Here is an 18,003-nt window from a genome sequence, read left to right as displayed (position 1 = left end):
CGAGCCTGCGCACCCGGCGGCCCCGGCGCAACCCCTCGCCGGTGAAGATCCGCGCGCGATCGCGCCCGGAGGCTAGCCTGCACCACCAGGGAGGCCTCGCGGATGCTGCGGATTTCGCTCCTGGGCGAGCAGGTGATCGCCGACGGCGAGACCGGCGCCGTGCTCACGCGGTCGCCGCGCTCGGTCGCGCTCGTGGCGCACCTCGTCGTGCACGCCGGCCTGGCGCAGCCGCGCCGGGTGCTCGCCGGGCTGTTCTGGCCGGACTCGACCGACGCGCAGGCCCTGACCAACCTCCGCCGCGAGCTGCACCAGCTGCGCCGTGTGCTCGGCGACCCGCCCTCGCTGGCCGTCACCGGGCACGACCTGTGCTGGCGGGACACGCCGTCGAGCCGGGTGGACGTGCGGGAGTTCGACGTCGCCCGCCGGGCCGCGCTGGCCGCGACGGACGCCGCCGAAGTCGTAGCCCACGCGCAGACCGCCCTCGCGGCCTACCGCGGCGACCTGCTGCCGGGCCTGGCCGACGACTGGGTCCTGGCGGCCCGCGCCGAGCTCGACCGCCAGTGCGTCGAGCTGTGCGACCTGCTCTGCCGCACCCCGGCGGGCGACCCGGCCGTCGCGCTCGCCGCGGCCCGCCGCCGGATCCGGCTGCGCCCGCTGGAGGAGACCGGCTACCGGACGCTGATGGGGCTGCAGGCCGACGCCGGCGACCGGGCGGGCGCGGTGAGCACCTACCACCGGTGCGCGTCGGTCCTCGAACGCGAACTCGGCGTCGTCCCGGCCGAGCCCACCCGCGCGGCGCTGCGCCGGCTGCTCGCGCGGCCGGACCCCGAACCCCGGCGGGCGGCCGCACCCGGCCTCGTCGGCCGGGCCGGCGAGCTGGCGAGCCTCGCCGACGCGTGGCGGGCGGCCGCGGCGGGCCGCGCGGGGATCGTCCTCGTGCGCGGCGACGCCGGGGTCGGCAAGACCCGCCTCGTCGCCGAGCTCGCCGGGCTGGCCCGCACGGAGGGCGCGGTCGTCGCCGTCGGCCGCTGTTTCGGCACGCCGGGGCGGGTCGCGCTGGCGCCGGTGGCCGAGTGGCTGCGCACCCCCGCGGTGCAGCGGGCGGCGACGTCGCTGGACCCGGTGTGGCGGACCGAGGTCGACCGGCTGCTGCCCGCCGCGCGCCCGGCCGCGAGCGGGCACCCGACGGTCGACGCGTGGCAGCGCCTGCGGTTCTTCGAAGGGCTCGCCCGCGCGCTCACCGCCGGCGGGCGGCCCGTCCTGCTCGTGCTGGACAACGTGCAGTGGTGCGACGAAGAGACCCGCGCGTTCCTCGCCTTCTGCCTCGGCCTCCTGCCGGACGCGCCGCTGCTGGTCGCCGGGACGCTGCGCGACGGCGACGCCGATCCCGGTGTCGCGGCCTGGACCGCCCAGCTGCGCGACGACGGCAAGCTGACCGAGCTGCCGCTGCGCCCGTTCGACGCCGACGGCACCGCGCACCTCGGCGAAGCGGTCGCCGGGCGTCCGCTGTCGGCGTCGGATCGCGCGCTGCTGCACGCGGCCACCGGCGGGTTCCCGCTGTACGTCGTGGAAGCCTTGCGCGCCGGTGCTTCCCCGCCCGCCGGCAACCTGGCCGCCGTCCTGCGGGCCCGGCTCGAGCAGCCGGGCCCGGCGGCCCGCGAGGTCGCCGGGCTCGCCGCCGCGGCCGGCCGGGACTTCACCCTGGACCTGCTCACCGAGGCGAGCGACCTCGACGCGGACACCGTCGTCGACGCGGTCGACGAGCTGTGGCGCCGCCGGATCGTGCGTGAGTTCGGCGGCAGCTACGACTTCACCCACGACCTGCTGCGCGAGGCCGCCTACCAGCAGGTCAGCCCGCCGCGGCGGTGGCTGCTGCACCGGCGGCTGGCCCAGGGCATGGAGCTGCTGCACGCCGACGACACCGACGCCGTGGCGGCGCAGCTGGCCGAGCAGTACGCGCGCGGCGGGCGGCCCGACCGCGCCGTCGCCCACTACCGGCGGGCCGCGGCCGTCGCCGCCGGGACGTTCGCCCACGCCGAGGCGATCCGGCTGCTGAAGGAAGCGCTGGCGCTCGTCCGCGCGCGCCCGGCGAGCGGCAACCGCGACCGCGACGAACTCGCCGTCCTCGAAGCGCTCGCCGGCCCGCTCAACGCCCACCAGGGGTACTCCTCCCCCGAGCTGCAGCACGTCCTGGAACGTTCACTCGCGCTCGCGGAGACCTCGGGCAGCAAGGAGTCCGCGCTGACGGCGCTGCTGGAGCTGTGGTCGTCCCGGTTCGTCCAGGGCCGGACGGCGGAGGCGCACGAAGCGGCCGAACGCGCCCTGGCGCTGCTGGCGCCCGGGACGAGCGCCGAACAGGACGGCTCGGCGCACTTCATCGTCGCGGGCTCGTCGCTGAGCCTCGGGCACGATCCGGCGGAGGCGCTGCGGCACTTCGAACTGGGCTCGGAACGCACCCGCGGCGCGTCGTCGTGGCCGATCGGCACCCGGCCGGACGTGCACGGACCGGCCTGGGCGGCGCACGCCCACTGGCTCCTCGGCCACGACGACGCGGCCGTGGCGACCAGCGCCGGCGCGATCGCGACCGCCCGCGAAGTCGACCAGCCGTACAGCCTGGCCATCGCCCTGGCGTACGCGGGGATCACCCACCAGATGCGCCGCGACCGGCGGGCGCTGTGGGCGGCCGTCAGCGAGCTGCACGCCCTGTGCGACCGGTACGGCTTCGCCTACTACCGGGAGTGGGCGCTGGTGCTGGGCGGCTGGTCGCGTGGCGGCGCGGCCGGGCTGGCCGCCGCCCACGAAGGCGTCGCGCACCTCAAGGCCGAGGGATCCTTCGCCCGGATGCCGTACTGGCTCTCGCTGGTCGCCGAGCTGTCGGCCCCGGAGGCGGCCCGCGCGACGCTGGACGCCGCGCTCGCCGCCGCGGAGGCCCGCGACGACCGCTGGTGGCTGCCGGAGGTGATGCGGCTGCGGGCGGCCCACGACGCGGATCCGGTCCCCCGCCTGCGGGCGGCCGCGGAGCTGGCCCGCGCCCAGGGCAGCGTCGCCCTGCTGCGGCGGGCGGAGGCGGACCTCGGCGTTCGGGTCCCGTCCTGACCTGCGGGAAACGGACCGAACGCTGCGCGAACGCCGGGTGCCTACGTTCTGCTCGGGAACGGGAAAACCGAGAGGGGCACCATGACCACCACCGCTCTGCCGCACGAAGAACTGGCCGCCACGCTGCGCGGAGACCTGATCACGCCGGCCGACCCGGGCTACGACGAGGCCCGCGCCGTGTACAACGCCATGATCGACAAGCGGCCGGCCGCGATCGCCTACTGCCGCGACGCCGCCGACGTCATCGCCTGCGTCCGCTACGGGCGCGCGCAGGGCCTGGACCTCGCGGTGCGCGGCGGCGGCCACAACGCGGGCGGTCTCGGCGTCGCGGACGGCGCGCTGGTCGTCGACCTGTCCGAGCTGCGCAGCACCACCGTCGACCCGGTGAACCACACCGTGCGCGCCGACGCGGGCTGCACCTGGGGCGACGTCGACCACGCCACGGTCGCGTTCGGGATGGCGACGCCCTCGGGCATCGTCGGGTCGACCGGCGTCGCGGGGCTGACGCTCGGCGGCGGCATCGGCTACCTGACGCGGCGGTTCGGCCTGACGATCGACAACCTGCTCGGCGCGGACGTCGTCCTCGCGGACGGTTCGTTCGTGCACGCCTCGGAGTCTTCGCACCCCGACCTGTTCTGGGCCCTGCGCGGTGGCGGCGGCAACTTCGGCGTCGTCACGTCGTTCACCTTCCGCTGCCACGAAATCGGCGAGCGCGGCACGGTCATCGGCGGCCCGGTGCTGTACGACCTGGGCGACACCCCGGACGTGCTGCGCTGGTACCGCGAGCTGCTGCCGTCGCTGCCCGAAGAGCTGAGCGGCTGGTTCGGCCTGCTGACGGTTCCGCCGGCGCCGCCGTTCCCGGAGGAGCTGTGGGGCCGCAAGGCGTGCGGCATCGTCTGGTGCTACACGGGTGCGCACGACAAGGCCGACGAGGTGCTGGCGCCGGTGCGCTCGTTCGGTTCGCCGTTGCTGGTCGGCCTGCACGACATGCCGTACACGGCGCTGCAGGCCGCGTTCGACGGGCTGTACCCGGCCGGGCTGCAGTGGTACTGGCGGGCGGACGTGTTCCACGAGATCTCCGACGCGGCGATCGACATCCACCTCAAGCACGGCGAGGCCCTCCCGAGCATGCACTCGTCGATGCACCTGTACCCGATCGACGGAGCGGCGAGCCGGGTGGCCGCGGACGCGACGGCGTTCCCGCACCGGTCCGGCGGGTGGTCGGGCGTGATCGTGGGGGTCGACCCGTCGCCGGCCAACGCCGAGGCGATTTCCCGGTGGACGCGGGACTACTGGGAGGAGCTGCACCCGACTTCGGCCGGCGGGGCGTACGTCAACTTCATGATGGAGGAGGGGCAGGACCGGGTTAAGGCCTCCTACGGCGGCAACTACGCGCGGCTGGCGTCGGTCAAGCGGCGGTACGACCCGGAGAACGTGTTCCACATCAACCAGAACATCCGCCCGGCGTAACGCACGGCGCGGCGGCCGGGGTGGAGGGCCCGGCCCGAAGTTCGTGAAGGCCGCCATGAGGGACTCGGGGTTCTCGTGGCGGCCTTCACGAACCGGCGGGATCAGGAACGCAGGGCGCCGCGGGCGCGCTGCCAGTCCGTCACCGTGTCGAGGCCGGTCTCGATCTCCTCCGTCAGCAACGCCGTCAGCTGGGCCGCCACGTCCGCGCCCAGCAACTCCCCCACCCGGTCCATCGACGACAGCGCCGCCCACGGCGAGGTCGCCAGCCGGTCGGCCACCGCCCCCGGGCGAGGCGGCGTCAGGGCTTCTTCGAGTCCGCACCGCCCGGCCGCCAGCAACGCCGCGACGACCAGGTGCGGCTGCGCGTCGGCGCCGGCGAAGCGGAACTCCAGCCGGCGGTTGCCCGCCGGCCCCGCGACGCGCACCGACGCCGTCCGGTCGTCGTGGCCCCAGCGCACCTCGCGTGGGGAAAACGGTGCCGTCCGCAGGCGCACGTAGCTGTTCCACGTCGGCGCCCACACCGCCGTCAACGCCCGCGCGTCACGCACCACGCCCGCCAGGAACCCGCCCAGCAGGTCCGGTTCGAATCCGTCCACAGCGGACAGTGACAGGTGGACGTGCCCGGAGTTCCCCTGCCCGGACGAAGGAGCGGCCAGGTACGAAGGATGGACGGAGTGGCGTGCGGCGACCCGGCGCACGATCAGCTGCTGCAGCAGGACGTCGTCGCACGCGGCCAGCGCGTCGCGGTGGCGCAGCACCACCTCGTACTGGCCCGGGTGGCACTCCGCGCGGGCGGACTCGACACCCAGCCCGGCTTCGTCCAGCGCCACCCGCAGGTCGCGCAGCAGCGGCGCCAAGCGTTCGGTGCCGCCGAGCGCGTAGTCGACACCGTGCGCGGTGAGCGGTCCCGAGGAGTCGCTGAACACCACCTCGTGCTCGATACCCACCGACGGCACCAACCCGAGGCCCTCCAACGCCTCGAGCTGGGCGCGCAGCACCGCGCGCGGCGCGAGCTCCGCGACCTGCCCGGACGGCCATTCCGCGTCGCACACCACCGCCCACGTCCGGTCGCCCAGCGGGATCGCGGTCGCCGCGTCCGGGCGCATCCGCAGGTCGCCGAAGCCTTCGAGGTACCGGCCGAGCGTGCCCGACGCCGGCAGCGGGTCACGGCCGGGCGTCCACGCGAAGACGTAGCTGCACACGCCGTAGCCGTCGGTCAGCGCCGAAGCGGCGAACGGCGCGGCCAGCTCGACGGCCGCGAACCGGGCGTGCGGGTCCGGCACCAGCAGGAGCAGCCGCGCGCCGTCTTCCGCGAGGACACCGCGCAGCACCGCCGCCCCCGCGGACGCCGCCGCGCGCCGGTCGGCCAGGGACCGCGGTCCGGCCGGGCGCGCGAACGCCGTCACCACGCCCCGCCGGGATCCGGGGCGTGCAGCGGGTTCGGCACCCGGCCCCAGCGGACGTCGAACTCGTCGTCGCGCTCCACCTTGTCGAAACCCTGACCGGCGAAGTGCTCTCGGTTGAGCGTGACGCGCTCGACGTCCGGCGCGAACAGGCGGCACGCGTCGAAGCGCGCGGCCACGTCCGGGTTCTCGTCGCGGTAGCGGCCGACGACCTCCCGCACCGGCGCCCAGAACCGCGCCCGCGCGAGGCCCAGCTCGTCGAGCAGGACCTCGGCCCAGAACCGGAACTGCCCGGAGAACACCGAGCTGAACAGCGACTGGGCCAGGAGGTGCGCGGGCCAGCGCAGCATGTCCGCCGCCGCTTCGGGCGGGAGCGACTCGTAGCTCTCCAGCTGCTCGTCGAGCAGGTCGACGCCCTGGGCGAAGTCCTTGATCAGCACCCGCTGCGGGAACCCGGCGGCGTCGACGACCAGGACGAGGTTCTGGCCGTGCGGGCAGAACCCGACGCCGTGGCGCAGCAGCCACTGCAGCAACGGCGTGAGCAGCAGGTCGAACAGCCGTGTCAGCCACGCCTCGGGGTCGCCGCCGCCGATCAGGTGCGACAACAGCGAAACGCCGTCGGGGCCGCGATAAGGCAGTGCGGCGAACGAAATCGCGCGCTCCCCCTCGGCCAGCTGCGCGACGAGCGGCTCGCGCCACAACGCCCCCAGCGTCTCGTGGAAGCGGTACGGCAGCTCGTCCAGGTGCCCGAACAACGGGTGCTTGACCGAGACGCTCGCCACCTCGCCGAGCAACCCGAACCGGTACTTCTCGCTGACCAGCGGGTCGGCGGCGCTGATCCGGCGCAGCCACGACGTCACCGACGGCCCGGCGAGCGTGGCCGCCGAGTTCAGCCCGCGGTAGACGAGCGTGTTCCGCACCGACACTGCGGTCTTGACGTCGTGCCGGCCCGGCGCGCTCACGTTGGCCAGGGTCCGGACCGTCTGGTGCGGCCGGTACGCGTCGGCGCTCTCCCCGAGGTCGACCATGACCCCGGTGGCGAGCTCGGCGGCGTAGAGCGTGCCGAGGATTTCGTCGGCCTGCCACGGGTGCACCGGCACCCAGACGTAGTCCTCCGGAGCCCGCGCCGCGAACTCCGCTCGCTGGGCGCCGAGTTCGGCGTCCAGCAGGGCGTCCCGGCTCAGCTCGCCGACGCACCGGAACTCGGCGTGCGAAGGGTGGACGGCGAACCAGCGCAGCCGCAGTTCGGCGCCGGCTTCCGGGGCGTAGCTCGCGCGGTCGCGCGCGGAGAACCCGACGCGGCCCTTGTTGAGCACCAGCCGCGGGTGTCCCGTCAGGTGGCCGTCGGCGACATTGTAGTCCATTGTGGACAATTCGGCGGCCGTCGGGGCACGGCGCAGGCGGGCGGCCTCGTTGGCGACCGTCGCGGTCAGCTCCGCCAGGACGTCCGCCAGGCGCAACCCGCTGAGCCCCAGGACTTCCCGCGCGTCCACGACGAGCGTGCGCGGGTCGGTGGCCGGCTCGCCGGACCGCCGGGCGGTGCCCGGTACGACCCTCCACGCTTCGAAGGCGCCGCGCCGGGCGCGGAACGTGTAGACGACGTCGCCCGGCAGCTCCAGCCGGCAGGCATCGCCGTCGGCGACCGGCTCCAGCATGTGCTCGTAGGACAGCTCACCGAGCATCTTGTGCACGATCAGGGCACCGGCCGCGCGCCAGGCGGCCGCCTCGTCGAGGGTCACTGGTCCTCCAGGCCGAAGGTGGTGAAGGCGGTGCGGTCGGGCAGGGCGTGCACGGTCTTGCCGCACACGGCGTTGAGGATCACGGCGGCCCGCCAGGCCCCGAGGCCGAGGTCGGGCGCGCCGGGGCCGTGGGTGTGCCGTTCCGCGTTCTGCACGAACAGCGGGCCGGGCACGTCGAGGGCGACGCGGTAGTCGGTGCCGACTTCGAGGCGCCCCAGCCGGTCGCGGTGGACGGCGTCGCCGAGCCCGGCCAGCAGCGGCCCGGTCGGGGTCTCCGCGTAGCCGGTGGCCGCGACGACGGCGGCGGTCCGGACGGTGGCGTCCCGGCCCTGCTGCGCGTGCCGGAGCCCGAGTTCGATCGCACCGTCCACAAGGGACGCCGTGACGACCTCGACGCCCGGGGTCAGCACCGCTCCCGGCGGGCCGGTGATGCTGCGGCGGTAGAGCTCGTCGTGGATCGCGCCGATCGTCTCGGTGTCGATTCCCTTGTAGAGCTGCCACTGCGCGGGCAGGAGCCGGTCGCGGACCGCTTCGGGCAGGCCGTGGAAGTACGCCGTGTAGTCCGGGGTGAACTGCTCCAGCCCGAGCTTCGAGTACTCCATCGGCGCGAACGCCGGGGTCCGCGCGAGCCAGCGCAGCCCGTCCACAGTGGACCGCGAGCGCAGCAGGTCGAGGACCACCTCGGCCCCCGACTGCCCGGATCCGACCACGGTGACGCTCTCGGCGGCCAGGAGCTCTTCCCGGTGCGTCAGGTAGTCGGCCGAATGCACCGCCGGGACACCGGGCTCTTCGACCAGGGCGCGCAACGGCTCCGGCACCGACGGCACCGTGCCGACGCCGAGCACGACGGCGTCCGCGAGCAGCGGCTCGGTCCCGGCGACGGTCAGCTCGAACGCCGCTTCGCCCGGGTCCCAGCGGACTCCGGTGACCTCGTGGCCGAACCGGCACGACGGCAGCCGGGCCGCGGCCCACCGGCCGTAGTCGTCGTACTCGGCGCGCGGCGGGTGGAACCGTTCGGCGAAGTAGAACGGCAGCAGCCGGCCGCGGTCGCGCAGGTAGTTGAGGAAGGAGAACGGGCTGGTCGGATCGACCAGCGTCACCAGGTCGGCCAGGAACGGCACCTGCAGCGTCGCGCCCTCGACCAGCAGGCCCGGGTGCCAGCGGAACTCCGGGCGGGCGTCGAAGAACACCGCGTCCAGTCCGTCGACCCCGGCGGCCAGCGCCGCGAGCGAGAGGTTGAACGGCCCGATCCCGATGCCCGCCAGGTGGTGGCGCCTCACGAAGCGACCGGGCTTTCCCGGTCGGCGACGAGCTCGGCGCCGGCGGTGGCGGCGATCCGGTCGAGCAGCGGGAGGTAGTCCTCGGCGGTGGTGTGCGGGTGCAGCAGGGTCAGCTTGAGCCACAGCTGCGGCGCGCCACCGGGCCCGGTCGGGAGCGCGGCGCGGCCGATGACGGCGGTGCCCGCTTCCAGGAGCGCGCGGCGGACGCGGGCGACGAGCTCGTCGTCGCCGGTCTCGTCGGCGACGACCGGCCGCAGCACCACGGTGGACAGTTCCGGCGCGCCCCAGAGCCGGAGCCCCGGGTGGTCCTCGACCCGCCCGGCGACCTCCGTCGCGGTGGCGCAGCAGCGTTCGACGAGCGCGCCGAGCCCGTCGGTGCCCAGCGCGCGCACGGTGACGGCCATCCGGAACGCGTCCGGCCGCCGGGACGTCCGGATCGAGCGGCCGAGCAGGTCGGGCAGGCCGGCCTCGGTGTCGTCGTCGGCGTTGAGGTACTCGGCCCGGACGGTCAGCGCGGCCAGGTCGGCGGCGTCGCGGGCGGCGAAGAGCCCGGCGGCGACCGGCTGCCAGCCGAACTTGTGCAGGTCGAGCGCGACGGAGTCGGCCAGCTCCAGCCCGGCGAGCTTCGGGCGCAGGGTGTCGCTGCACAGGGCGGTGCCGCCGTAGGCCGCGTCGACGTGCAGCCGCGCCCCGGCGCGGCGGCAGACCGCGGCGATCTCGGGCAGCGGGTCGAGGGTGCCGGTGTTGGTCGTGCCCGCGGTCGCGACGACGACGCTTCCCGGGGCGAGGACCCGGGCGAGGGCACCGGGGAGCATGCGGTCGCCTTCGCACGGGACGACGACCGGCGCGGGCAGCCCGAGCAGCCAGGCGGCGCGGGCGACGCTGTGGTGGGCGTTGGCACCGCAGACCGGCTGGACCCGGGGGTCGCGTTCGCGGGCCAGGAGGAGGCCGAGCAGGTTGGACTCGGTGCCGCCGGTGGTCACGACGGCGTCGGGCGCTTCCGCGCGGGGGTAACACAATCGGGCGATTCCGGCGGTGAACTCGCGCTCGAGCTCACTGGCGACGGGCGCCTGGTCCCAGGAGTCCATGGAGGGGTTGAGGGCACTGGCGACGACATCGGCGGCCACGGCCACGGCGAGCGGCGGGCAGTGCAGGTGGGCGGCGCAGGCGGGATCGGCGGGATCGGCCGAGCCCGCGGCGAGCAGGCGGCTCAGCTCTTCCAGCGCGGCCTCGGCGCCGACGCCCGCACGGGGCAGCGCACCGCTCACGACCGGGGCGGCTTCGGCGGCGCGGCCACCGACCGGCGCGGCAGGCGAAGCCGAGGCGGGAGGGGCTCGGTGCCCGCCGGCCGAGGCCGGCACTGGCACGCCGTTCGGCACCGCGGCGGCCGGCTCGAACTCGCCACGCTCGGCAACCAGCGCCGCCGCCACCGCTGCCGGTCCGCCGGCCGGTACCGGGCCGCCGCGTTCGGCGACTCCCGCCGCCATTCCGCGCAGTGCCGCCGGGATCAGCTCGGCGAGCCGTTCCGCGCCGCCCTCGCCCCCGGCCAGCCCGTCTCCCCGCATGTACCCGCCTTCCTTAGGGTTGCCTTGCCTACGCTGAGCAACAGTACGGCGACCGACGGCTGCCTGTCATCCGGCCCCGTCCAGGATGCTCGACCGGGTGGCGGGAACGCGTCGGCCATCGGGAGTAGGTTCACCGGCGGGAGGTGATCGGCATTCCCGCGACCCGCTGGGACGTCCTGCTCGCGATCGGCGCCGGCGGCGCGCTGGGCAGTCTCGCCCGCTACGGCCTGTCGGTGGCGATGCCGCACGCGCGCGGGGAGTTCGCCCTCGCGACGCTGCTCACCAACGTGCTCGGCTGCCTGCTCATCGGCGTCCTGATGGCGATCCTGACGACCACCGCGCGCCCGCACCCCCTGCTCCGGCCGTTCCTCGGCGTCGGGATCCTCGGCGGGTTCACGACGTTCTCCACGTTCGTGACCGACACCCTGGACGCGGCGACGACCGGGCGGATACTGGGCTCGCTGCTGTACCTGGCAGCGTCGGTGGCGCTGTGCCTGACCGCGGTGACCACCGGCCTGACGGCAACTCGCGCGGTGAGGAAGGGACGCTGATGGAAGGACCCGCGACGCGGCTGACGATCTACATCGGCGAAGACGACCACTGGCACCACAAACCGCTCTACCACGAGATAGTCCGCCGGGCGCGTGACGCCGGGCTGGCCGGCGCTTCGGTGCTTCGCGGCGTCGAGGGCTACGGCGCGTCGTCGCTGATCCACACCACGCGGATCCTGTCGCTGTCGGAGGACCTGCCGGTGGTCGTCGTGATCATCGACCGGGAGGAGAAGCTGCGCGCGTTCCTGCCGCAGCTGGACGAGCTGATCGGCGAAGGCCTGGTGACGCTCGACCAGGTCGAAGTGGTCCGCTACGTGGGACGGGCCGAGTGACGCTGGTCCTGGTGGCCCTCGGCGGGGCGGCGGGGTCGATCCTGCGCTACCTGACCGACCGGCGGGTGCAGCTGTGGCGGGATTCGCCGTTCCCGTTCGGCACGCTGACGGTGAACGTCGTGGGCTCGTTCGTCCTGGGTTTCCTGAGCGGCTGGCTCCTGCACGGCGCGGAGCCGGCGTCGGTGCGGTCGCTGGTGGCGGTGGGGTTCTGCGGCGGCCTGACGACGTTCTCGACGTTCGGCTACGAGACCGTGCGGCTGTTCCTGGAGAAGACGCGGCTGTACGCGGTGCTGAACGTCGTGGTGACGGTGGTCGGGGGGTTGACCTCGGGCGCTCTCGGCCTCCTGCTGGCCACGGCGCTCTGGTCCTGACCCACCGGGTCGTGAGTGGGAAACAGTGTTCCAACCCTGTTCCCCACTCACGACCGGTCAGCGTGGGGCGAGGCCGCGGACCTGCTCGAACGGGTCCCCGCCGGTCGGCAGCAACGCGATGATCGGCGTCGTCAGCCCGTTGTCCACATAGGACTGCACCTGCTCGCGGCACGACTCGACGCTGCCGTGGATCACCAGCTCGTCGACGACCGCGTCCGGGATCACCTGGTTCGCCTTCTGCCGGTCGCCCGCCGCCCACGCCTCGTGCATCGGGGCCAGCGCCTCGCCACGGCCGAGCCAGTCGTGGAACGCCGCGTACACCGGGACCGTCAGGTAGCTCGAGATCAGCATCCGGCCCAGGCCCCGCGCCGCCTCCGCGTCCTCCGTCGGGCAGACGAAGATCCGGGCCGCCAGCTCGACGTCCGGCCCGACGACCGACCGGACCTGGGGCACGTCCGAAGCCGCCAGCCAGTTCGTGATCGCGCCGTCCGCTTCGCGGGCCGCCAGGCGGAGCATGCCGGGGCGCAGGGCCGCCAGCATGATCGACGGCGGCGGGTCGGCCGGGCGCTCCAGCCGGAACTTCGAAACCGCGAACGTCTCGTACTTCTCGGTGACCTTCTCCCCCGCCAGCGCCGAACGCAGGAAGCGCAGCGTGTCACGAGAACGCGCGAAGGGCTCCTCGAAGGAAGCGGCATTCCAGTTCGAGACGATCACCGGCGACGACGCGCCGATGCCGAGGACGAACCGGCCGGGCGCCAGCTCCGCGACCGTCGCCGCCTGCATCGCCAGCAGGCCGGGCCCGCGGGTGTACACCGGGACGATCGCCGTGCCCAGTCGCAGCTGGGGCGCCCACTGCGAGGCGAGCACGAGCGGGGTGAACGCGTCGGTGCCCGCGGTCTCGGCCGTCCACGCGTCGGTGTAGCCCAGGTCCGGCAGCTGTTCGACCAGCTCGCGGTGTGCCGTGAGCGGCACCCCGGTCAGCGGGATCGTGAGGCCCCAGCGGCTCATGCGGTCTCCTTTTCGACGGCGGACAGCTCGCGCAGCAGCCAGTCCACCTGCGTGCGCATCAGGTTCTCCGCGACCTCTTCGGCCTGCGGCGTCATGTGGGTGGCCCCCGCCAGCGGCAGGAAGACGTGCGGCCGCCCCTTCGCCAGCAGCGCCGACGACAGCCGCAAAGCGTGCGCGACGAACACGTTGTCGTCGGCCAGCCCGTGCACGATCAGCAGCGCGCGGCTCAGCTCCGCCGCGCTCTCGATCAGCGAGTTGTGCGCGTAGCTTTCCGGCTCGTCCTGGGGCTTGCCCAGGTACCGCTCGGTGTAGTGCGTGTCGTACAGCGACCAGTCGGTGACCGGCGCGCCCGCGACCGCGGCGTGGAAGACGTCCGGCCGGCGCAGCACCGCCAGCGCCGACAGGTACCCGCCGTAGGACCAGCCGCGGATCGCGACGCGCTCGACGTCCAGCTCGGGGAACTGCGCCGCGGCCGCCTGCAGGGCGTCGACCTGGTCCTGCAGGGTGACGTCGGCGAGGCGGCCGTGGATCTCGCGCTCCCACACCGCGCCACGCCCCGGCGTGCCGCGCCCGTCCGCGACGAGCACCGCGAAGCCCTGGTCGGCCAGCCACTGCGAGGTCAGGAACGCGTTGCGGCTCTGCAGGACGCGCTGGGCGTGCGGGCCGCCGTACGGGTCGAGCAGCACCGGCAGCTTGCCTTCGCTCGGCTCGTAGCCGCGCGGCAGGAGCAGCGCCGCGCGCAGGCCGCGTTCCCCCAGCGTCAGCCAGGTCAGGTTCGGCACGATGTCCGGGTCCACGGTGGACGAGGCGATCGACGCCACTGCCGAGCCGTCCCGCAGCACCGAGACGCGCGGGCCGCTGTGGTCGAGGCTCCACGAGGAAAGCACGGTGACCGCGGTGTTCCCGGCGCCGTGGTGCACGCCGTCCACAGTGGACAGGCGACGGACGGAGGCACCTTCCGTGCGGAAGACGTGGATCTGCGTCGGGTCGTCCTCCGACGCGCTGAAGAGGATCTCGTCGCCGACGTCGAGCACGGCGCGCAGCTGCAGCCCGGCCGGGGTGACGGCCTCGCCGCCGACGAAGAGCCGGTGGTCGCCGTCGACCATGCCTTCGACCACCAGCCGACCGTCGGGGGTCCACGCCGGGACGCCGCCGACGATGTCGATCCAGTGCTGGTCGGCCGCGCTGTGCAGGACCGACGTCGTGCCGTCGGCGACGTCGAGCGCGAGGACGTCCATCCGCTTCTGGTCGCGCGGCTCCACGGCCAGCAGCGGCGCGCCACCGGCCGACCAGTGCACCGAGGCCAGGTACTCCCACTCGCCGGGCGCGACGTCCACCCGGGAGCCGTCGAGGCCGAGGACCGCCAGCGACACCAGGGCGTTCGTGGTGCCCGCGGCCGGGTAGGCGACGACGTTCGCGGGGTTCTGCGGGTTGGCCGGGTCGGCGATGGTCCAGCGCGGCACCGGGCCGCGGTCGGAGCGCTCGGCCAGCAGGCTGCGGCCGTCCGGGGACCACCAGTAGCCGCGGGTGCGGTCCATCTCCTCGGCGGCGATGAACTCGGCGAGCCCCCAGGCGATGTCCTCGCCGTCCTCCTCGACCAGCACGCGGTCGTCGCCGGTGGCCAGCTCCATGACGTGCAGCCGCCGGTCCTGCACGTACGCGACGTGCGTGCCGGTCGGGTTCGGCCGCGGATCGATCACCGAGCCGTCGACGCGCAGCGTCACCTCGCCCGAAGCGAGATCGAGCGTGTAGAGCTTGCCCGAGAGCGAGAACGCGGCGACCGTGAAGCCGGCATCGACGCCGTAGTGGACGACGCCGCCGCCGGTCTCGCGGGCGCGTTCGCGGCGGGCCCGCTCCTCGGCGGGCAGCTCCTCTTCGCCGGGCAGCAGCTCGACGGCGTCGACGAGCTTCGTCTCGGCGCCGGTGGCCAGGTCGGCCGACCAGAGGCTGTGCCGGGGGTCGGTACCCGACTCCGCGCGCAGGAACAGCACGCGGGAGGCGTCCGGGGCGACCCGGAACTCCTTCGGCGCGCCGAGGGTGAAGCGCTGGGTCCGGGCCTGCTTGCGGAGGAACGGGAGGTCGTCGACATCGGTCACGTCCGCACTCTTTCAGACGGTCAGCCCGGGACGCCAACACCCTTCAGCTTCGCCAGCTCGGTGTCGACGTCGAAGCCGGGCTCCGGGAACCGCGGCGCCAGTTCGGCGAGCGTCTCGATGAGCAGCTCGGCGACCGCCCAGTTCCGGTACCACTTGCGGTCGGCGGGCACGACGTGCCAGGGAGCGTGGGCGGTCGACGTCTTCTTGAAGATGTCGGCGTAGGCCTCCTGGTAGGCGGGCCAGTGCGACCGCGCGTCGAGGTCGCCCGGGTTGTACTTCCAGTGCTTCTCCGGCGTCTGCAGCCGGGCCCTCAGCCGATCGAGCTGCTCCTCCGGCGAGATGTGCAGGAACACCTTGACGACGGTCGTGCCCGCGTCCGCCAGCTCCCTTTCGAACGCGTTGATCTCGCTGTACCGGCGGCGGCGCTCGGCCGCCGTCAGCAGGCCGGTCACGCGCGGGACCAGGATGTCTTCGTAGTGCGAGCGGTCGAACACGCCGATCTGGCCGGGCACCGGCAGCTGCTTGCGGATCCGCCACAGGTAGTGGTGGCGGCGCTCGGCCGGCGTGGGCGCCTTGAACCCGGCGTAGCGGACGCCCATCGGGTTGACCAGGCCGAGCACGTGCGACACCGTGCCGCCCTTGCCCGAGGTGTCCATGCCCTGCAGCACCAGCAGGACGTTCCGCCGGCCGCCGCCGACACCCTCGGCGTAGAGCGCCTCCTGCAGCGAGGACAGCCGCGCGGCGGCGTCGTCCAGCTTGGCGACGGCCTTCGGCTTCTTGCCGGGCCCCACCGGGGTCGAGCCCGGGTCGGGCAGCTCCGCACCGACGCGCAGCGCGTCCCGGACCGGGCTTCCTTTGTCCTTCTTCGCCATCCCGCGAAACTACCTGCTCACGCGGCGGCTTTCTCGGCGAAGAGCTTCAGCAGCCCGCCGTGCCCGCCCTCGGTGGAGACGCCGTCGCGGACCTTCTGCGCGGTTTCGCCGTGCCGCTCGAAGTCGCGGTGCTCCAGCTCGACGCGGGTCGATCCCGGGCCTTCTTCGAAGAAGCGGACCTCGATCTCGCTGGCGTGCGCCGGGTCGGGGTCGATCTTCCAGTCGCCGTCGATGCGCCACGACAGGACCACCCGGGCGGGTGGCTCCCAGACGAGCACCTCGCCCCACTGGCACTCGGCGCCGTCGACGGTCTTCTCGTACCAGCGACCGCCCGGCCGGGGTTCCAGGACGGCCTCGGCCAGGTCGGCTTCGCCCAGGTGGTGCTCGCGGGGCCACCAGCTGTCGAAGGCCTCGGTGTAGGTCTTGAACGCGTGCTCGCGCGAGCAGGCGACGGTGATCGTCTTGCGGATCGGCTCCAGGGTCATGACTGCTCCTCTTCCGGGAGTTCCGGGAGTTCCGGGAGTTCCGGGGACTCGGTGGATTCCGCCAGGTCGGCGAAGGACTTCAGCGCGTCCGACCACATCCGGTCGAGGTAGGCGCGCACGGCGGCGATGCCGTCGGGCTCGAGGCGGTACAGCCGCTTCGTGCCCTCGGCCCGGTCCGCGACCAGGCCGGCCTCCTTGAGCACCTTGAGGTGCTGGGAGACGGCCGGGCGGCTGATCGGCAGGTCCGCGGCCAGCTCGCCGACCGCGCGGGGCCCGGCGCGGAGCGCTTCGACGATCGCGCGCCGCGACGGGTCGGCCAGCGCGGCCAGCTGGTCACTTCCGTAAGTCGCCACGAACCGTAAGTTACGACTTACCGATGAGCGCGTCAACGGCTACGCACGGATTCGGGGGTGCCGACCGGGTATTGCGCAACGAACAACGAGTGAAAGCAATGATTCCCGGCTGAATTCTGCGTGTTCTGCCTCTAACCTGAACGCATGACGACGTTCGCCGGCCGGGAGACCGCCGCCCCCACCGCCGCGAGCTTCATCGAGCTCGACGAGCAGTGGAGCACGCACAACTACCACCCGTTGCCGGTCGTGATCGCCGAAGCCGCCGGCGCGACGGTGACCGACGTCGAAGGCCGGTCCTACCTCGACTTCCTTTCCGGGTACTCGGCGCTGAACTTCGGCCACCGCCACCCGGACCTGATCGCCGCCGCCATCACGCAGCTCGGCCGCGTCACGCTGACGTCGCGAGCCTTCCACCACGACCAGCTCGGCCTGTTCTGCCGCGAGCTGGCCGAGCTGACCGGCACCGAGCTCGTGCTGCCGATGAACTCGGGCGCCGAGGCCGTCGAGTCCGCCGTCAAGATCGCGCGCAAGTGGGCCCACCGGGTCAAGGGCGTGCCGGACGGCACCGCCGAGATCATCGTCGCCGGGGCCAACTTCCACGGCCGGACCACCACGATCGTGTCGTTCTCGACCGACGAGACCGCCCGCGCCGACTTCGGCCCGTTCACGCCGGGCTTCGTCACGGTGAAGTACGGCGACGCCGCCGCGCTCCGCGACGCGATCACCCCGCGCACGGCCGCGGTGCTGCTGGAGCCGGTGCAGGGCGAGGCCGGCGTCATCGTGCCGCCGGAGGGCTACTTCGCCGACGTCCGCGCGGCGTGCGACGAGCACGGCGTGCTGCTGATCGCTGACGAGATCCAGTCCGGCCTGGCCCGCACCGGCACGGTGCTGGCGCTGGACCACGAAGGCGTCCGCGCGGACGTGTACACGCTGGGCAAGGCCCTCGGCGGCGGCATCCTGCCGGTGTCGGCGGTGGTCGGCCGCCGCGACGTGCTGGGCGTGCTCAAGCCGGGCGAACACGGCTCGACGTTCGGCGGCAACCCGCTGGCCTGCGCGGTCGGGCGCGCGGTGGTCAAGCTGCTGAAGACGGGCGAGTTCCAGCAGCGGTCCACCGAGCTGGGCGCGCACCTGCGGACGCGGCTGGGCGAGCTGGTCGGCAGCGGGCTGTCCGAGGTCCGCGGCCGCGGCCTGTGGGCGGGCATCGACATCGCCCCGGGCGGCCCGTCGGGCCGCGAAGCATCGGAGGCGCTGGCGGCGCGGGGCGTACTGTGCAAGGAGACGCACGAGCGCACCCTGCGCGTCGCACCGCCGCTGGTGATCACCCGCGAGGAGCTGGACCGCGGCATCGACGCGATCGCCGAGGTCGTCCGCCCCTGAACCAC

15 protein-coding genes are annotated in these 18,003 nt (G+C 74.0%); 6 read left to right on the top strand and 9 right to left on the bottom strand.

What is annotated here, in order from left to right:
• Positions 1-102 precede the first annotated feature (102 nt).
• Together QRX60_RS27260 and QRX60_RS27255 are read left to right on the top strand one after the other, a co-directional pair.
• A complete protein-coding gene (locus tag QRX60_RS27260) occupies positions 103-3,096 on the top strand; it encodes an ATP-binding protein (RefSeq protein WP_285994280.1) in 2,994 nt (997 codons plus the stop codon).
• A gap of 81 nt (positions 3,097-3,177) precedes the next feature.
• Positions 3,178-4,566 (top strand): FAD-binding oxidoreductase, encoded by a 1,389-nt coding sequence (locus tag QRX60_RS27255; RefSeq protein WP_285994279.1) that lies wholly within the window; start codon positions 3,178-3,180, stop codon positions 4,564-4,566.
• Positions 4,567-4,667: 101 nt separating this feature from the next.
• Here the strand turns inward: QRX60_RS27255 and QRX60_RS27250 are convergent, their stop codons facing one another.
• From QRX60_RS27250 to QRX60_RS27235, 4 genes are read right to left on the bottom strand one after another with little or no spacing between them, the layout of a single operon-like run.
• Positions 4,668-5,972 (bottom strand): type I glutamate--ammonia ligase, encoded by a 1,305-nt coding sequence (locus tag QRX60_RS27250; protein ID WP_286003707.1) that lies wholly within the window; start codon positions 5,970-5,972, stop codon positions 4,668-4,670.
• A complete protein-coding gene (locus QRX60_RS27245; RefSeq protein WP_285994278.1) occupies positions 5,969-7,708 on the bottom strand; it encodes an IucA/IucC family protein in 1,740 nt (579 codons plus the stop codon). Before QRX60_RS27245 ends, QRX60_RS27250 begins: the two co-directional genes overlap by 4 nt.
• Entirely contained in the window at positions 7,705-8,988 is a 1,284-nt protein-coding gene (locus tag QRX60_RS27240; protein ID WP_285994277.1) for a lysine N(6)-hydroxylase/L-ornithine N(5)-oxygenase family protein, read from the bottom strand. The genes QRX60_RS27245 and QRX60_RS27240 overlap by 4 nt, the downstream gene beginning before the upstream one ends.
• Positions 8,985-10,553, bottom strand: coding sequence for a pyridoxal phosphate-dependent decarboxylase family protein (locus QRX60_RS27235; protein WP_285994276.1), 1,569 nt, complete (start codon positions 10,551-10,553; stop codon positions 8,985-8,987). The genes QRX60_RS27240 and QRX60_RS27235 overlap by 4 nt, the downstream gene beginning before the upstream one ends.
• Before the next feature lie 143 nt (positions 10,554-10,696).
• Between QRX60_RS27235 and QRX60_RS27230 the strand changes: the two genes are divergently transcribed.
• From QRX60_RS27230 to crcB, 3 genes are read left to right on the top strand one after another with little or no spacing between them, the layout of a single operon-like run.
• Positions 10,697-11,104: a fluoride efflux transporter FluC gene (locus QRX60_RS27230; protein ID WP_285994275.1), complete on the top strand. Its 408-nt coding sequence runs from the start codon at positions 10,697-10,699 to the stop codon at positions 11,102-11,104.
• A complete protein-coding gene (locus QRX60_RS27225; protein ID WP_285994274.1) occupies positions 11,104-11,436 on the top strand; it encodes a DUF190 domain-containing protein in 333 nt (110 codons plus the stop codon). The genes QRX60_RS27230 and QRX60_RS27225 overlap by 1 nt, the downstream gene beginning before the upstream one ends.
• Entirely contained in the window at positions 11,433-11,807 is a 375-nt protein-coding gene (crcB, locus tag QRX60_RS27220; RefSeq protein ID WP_285994273.1) for a fluoride efflux transporter CrcB, read from the top strand. Before QRX60_RS27225 ends, crcB begins: the two co-directional genes overlap by 4 nt.
• 57 nt (positions 11,808-11,864) lie before the next feature.
• Here the strand turns inward: crcB and QRX60_RS27215 are convergent, their stop codons facing one another.
• From QRX60_RS27215 to QRX60_RS27195, 5 genes are read right to left on the bottom strand one after another with little or no spacing between them, the layout of a single operon-like run.
• Positions 11,865-12,815, bottom strand: a complete 951-nt coding sequence (locus tag QRX60_RS27215) for an LLM class F420-dependent oxidoreductase (protein WP_285994272.1) — start codon at positions 12,813-12,815, stop codon at positions 11,865-11,867.
• Positions 12,812-14,911, bottom strand: coding sequence for a S9 family peptidase (locus QRX60_RS27210; protein WP_285994271.1), 2,100 nt, complete (start codon positions 14,909-14,911; stop codon positions 12,812-12,814). Before QRX60_RS27210 ends, QRX60_RS27215 begins: the two co-directional genes overlap by 4 nt.
• 20 nt (positions 14,912-14,931) lie before the next feature.
• Positions 14,932-15,783 carry a PPK2 family polyphosphate kinase gene (locus QRX60_RS27205; protein WP_285994270.1) on the bottom strand — a complete coding sequence of 284 codons (852 nt, stop codon included), beginning with the start codon at positions 15,781-15,783 and terminating at the stop codon, positions 14,932-14,934.
• 17 nt (positions 15,784-15,800) lie between these two features.
• Entirely contained in the window at positions 15,801-16,268 is a 468-nt protein-coding gene (locus tag QRX60_RS27200; protein WP_285994269.1) for an SRPBCC family protein, read from the bottom strand.
• Positions 16,265-16,621, bottom strand: coding sequence for an ArsR/SmtB family transcription factor (locus tag QRX60_RS27195; protein WP_285994268.1), 357 nt, complete (start codon positions 16,619-16,621; stop codon positions 16,265-16,267). The genes QRX60_RS27200 and QRX60_RS27195 overlap by 4 nt, the downstream gene beginning before the upstream one ends.
• 144 nt (positions 16,622-16,765) lie before the next feature.
• Here QRX60_RS27195 and rocD point away from each other — a divergent pair, with 144 nt between their 5' ends.
• Positions 16,766-17,998 (top strand): ornithine--oxo-acid transaminase, encoded by a 1,233-nt coding sequence (gene rocD, locus QRX60_RS27190; protein WP_285994267.1) that lies wholly within the window; start codon positions 16,766-16,768, stop codon positions 17,996-17,998.
• The last annotated feature ends 5 nt before the right edge of the window (positions 17,999-18,003 follow it).

This window comes from Amycolatopsis mongoliensis, assembly GCF_030285665.1.
GTDB lineage: Bacteria > Actinomycetota > Actinomycetes > Mycobacteriales > Pseudonocardiaceae > Amycolatopsis > Amycolatopsis mongoliensis.
Note: the sequence above shows the minus strand (reverse complement) of the source record. Positions and strands in the feature narration are given on the sequence as shown.

Excerpts from the sequence above, each read along its gene's own strand:
- QRX60_RS27200 (WP_285994269.1), bottom strand. The coding sequence starts at position 16,268 with ATGACCCTGGAGCCGATCCGCAAGACGATCACCGTCGCCTGCTCGCGC.
- QRX60_RS27260 (WP_285994280.1), top strand. The coding sequence starts at position 103 with ATGCTGCGGATTTCGCTCCTGGGCGAGCAGGTGATCGCCGACGGCGAG.
- QRX60_RS27215 (WP_285994272.1), bottom strand. The coding sequence starts at position 12,815 with ATGAGCCGCTGGGGCCTCACGATCCCGCTGACCGGGGTGCCGCTCACG.
- QRX60_RS27235 (WP_285994276.1), bottom strand. The coding sequence starts at position 10,553 with ATGCGGGGAGACGGGCTGGCCGGGGGCGAGGGCGGCGCGGAACGGCTC.
- QRX60_RS27225 (WP_285994274.1), top strand. The coding sequence starts at position 11,104 with ATGGAAGGACCCGCGACGCGGCTGACGATCTACATCGGCGAAGACGAC.
- rocD (WP_285994267.1), top strand. The coding sequence starts at position 16,766 with ATGACGACGTTCGCCGGCCGGGAGACCGCCGCCCCCACCGCCGCGAGC.
- QRX60_RS27205 (WP_285994270.1), bottom strand. The coding sequence starts at position 15,783 with ATGGCGAAGAAGGACAAAGGAAGCCCGGTCCGGGACGCGCTGCGCGTC.
- QRX60_RS27255 (WP_285994279.1), top strand. The coding sequence starts at position 3,178 with ATGACCACCACCGCTCTGCCGCACGAAGAACTGGCCGCCACGCTGCGC.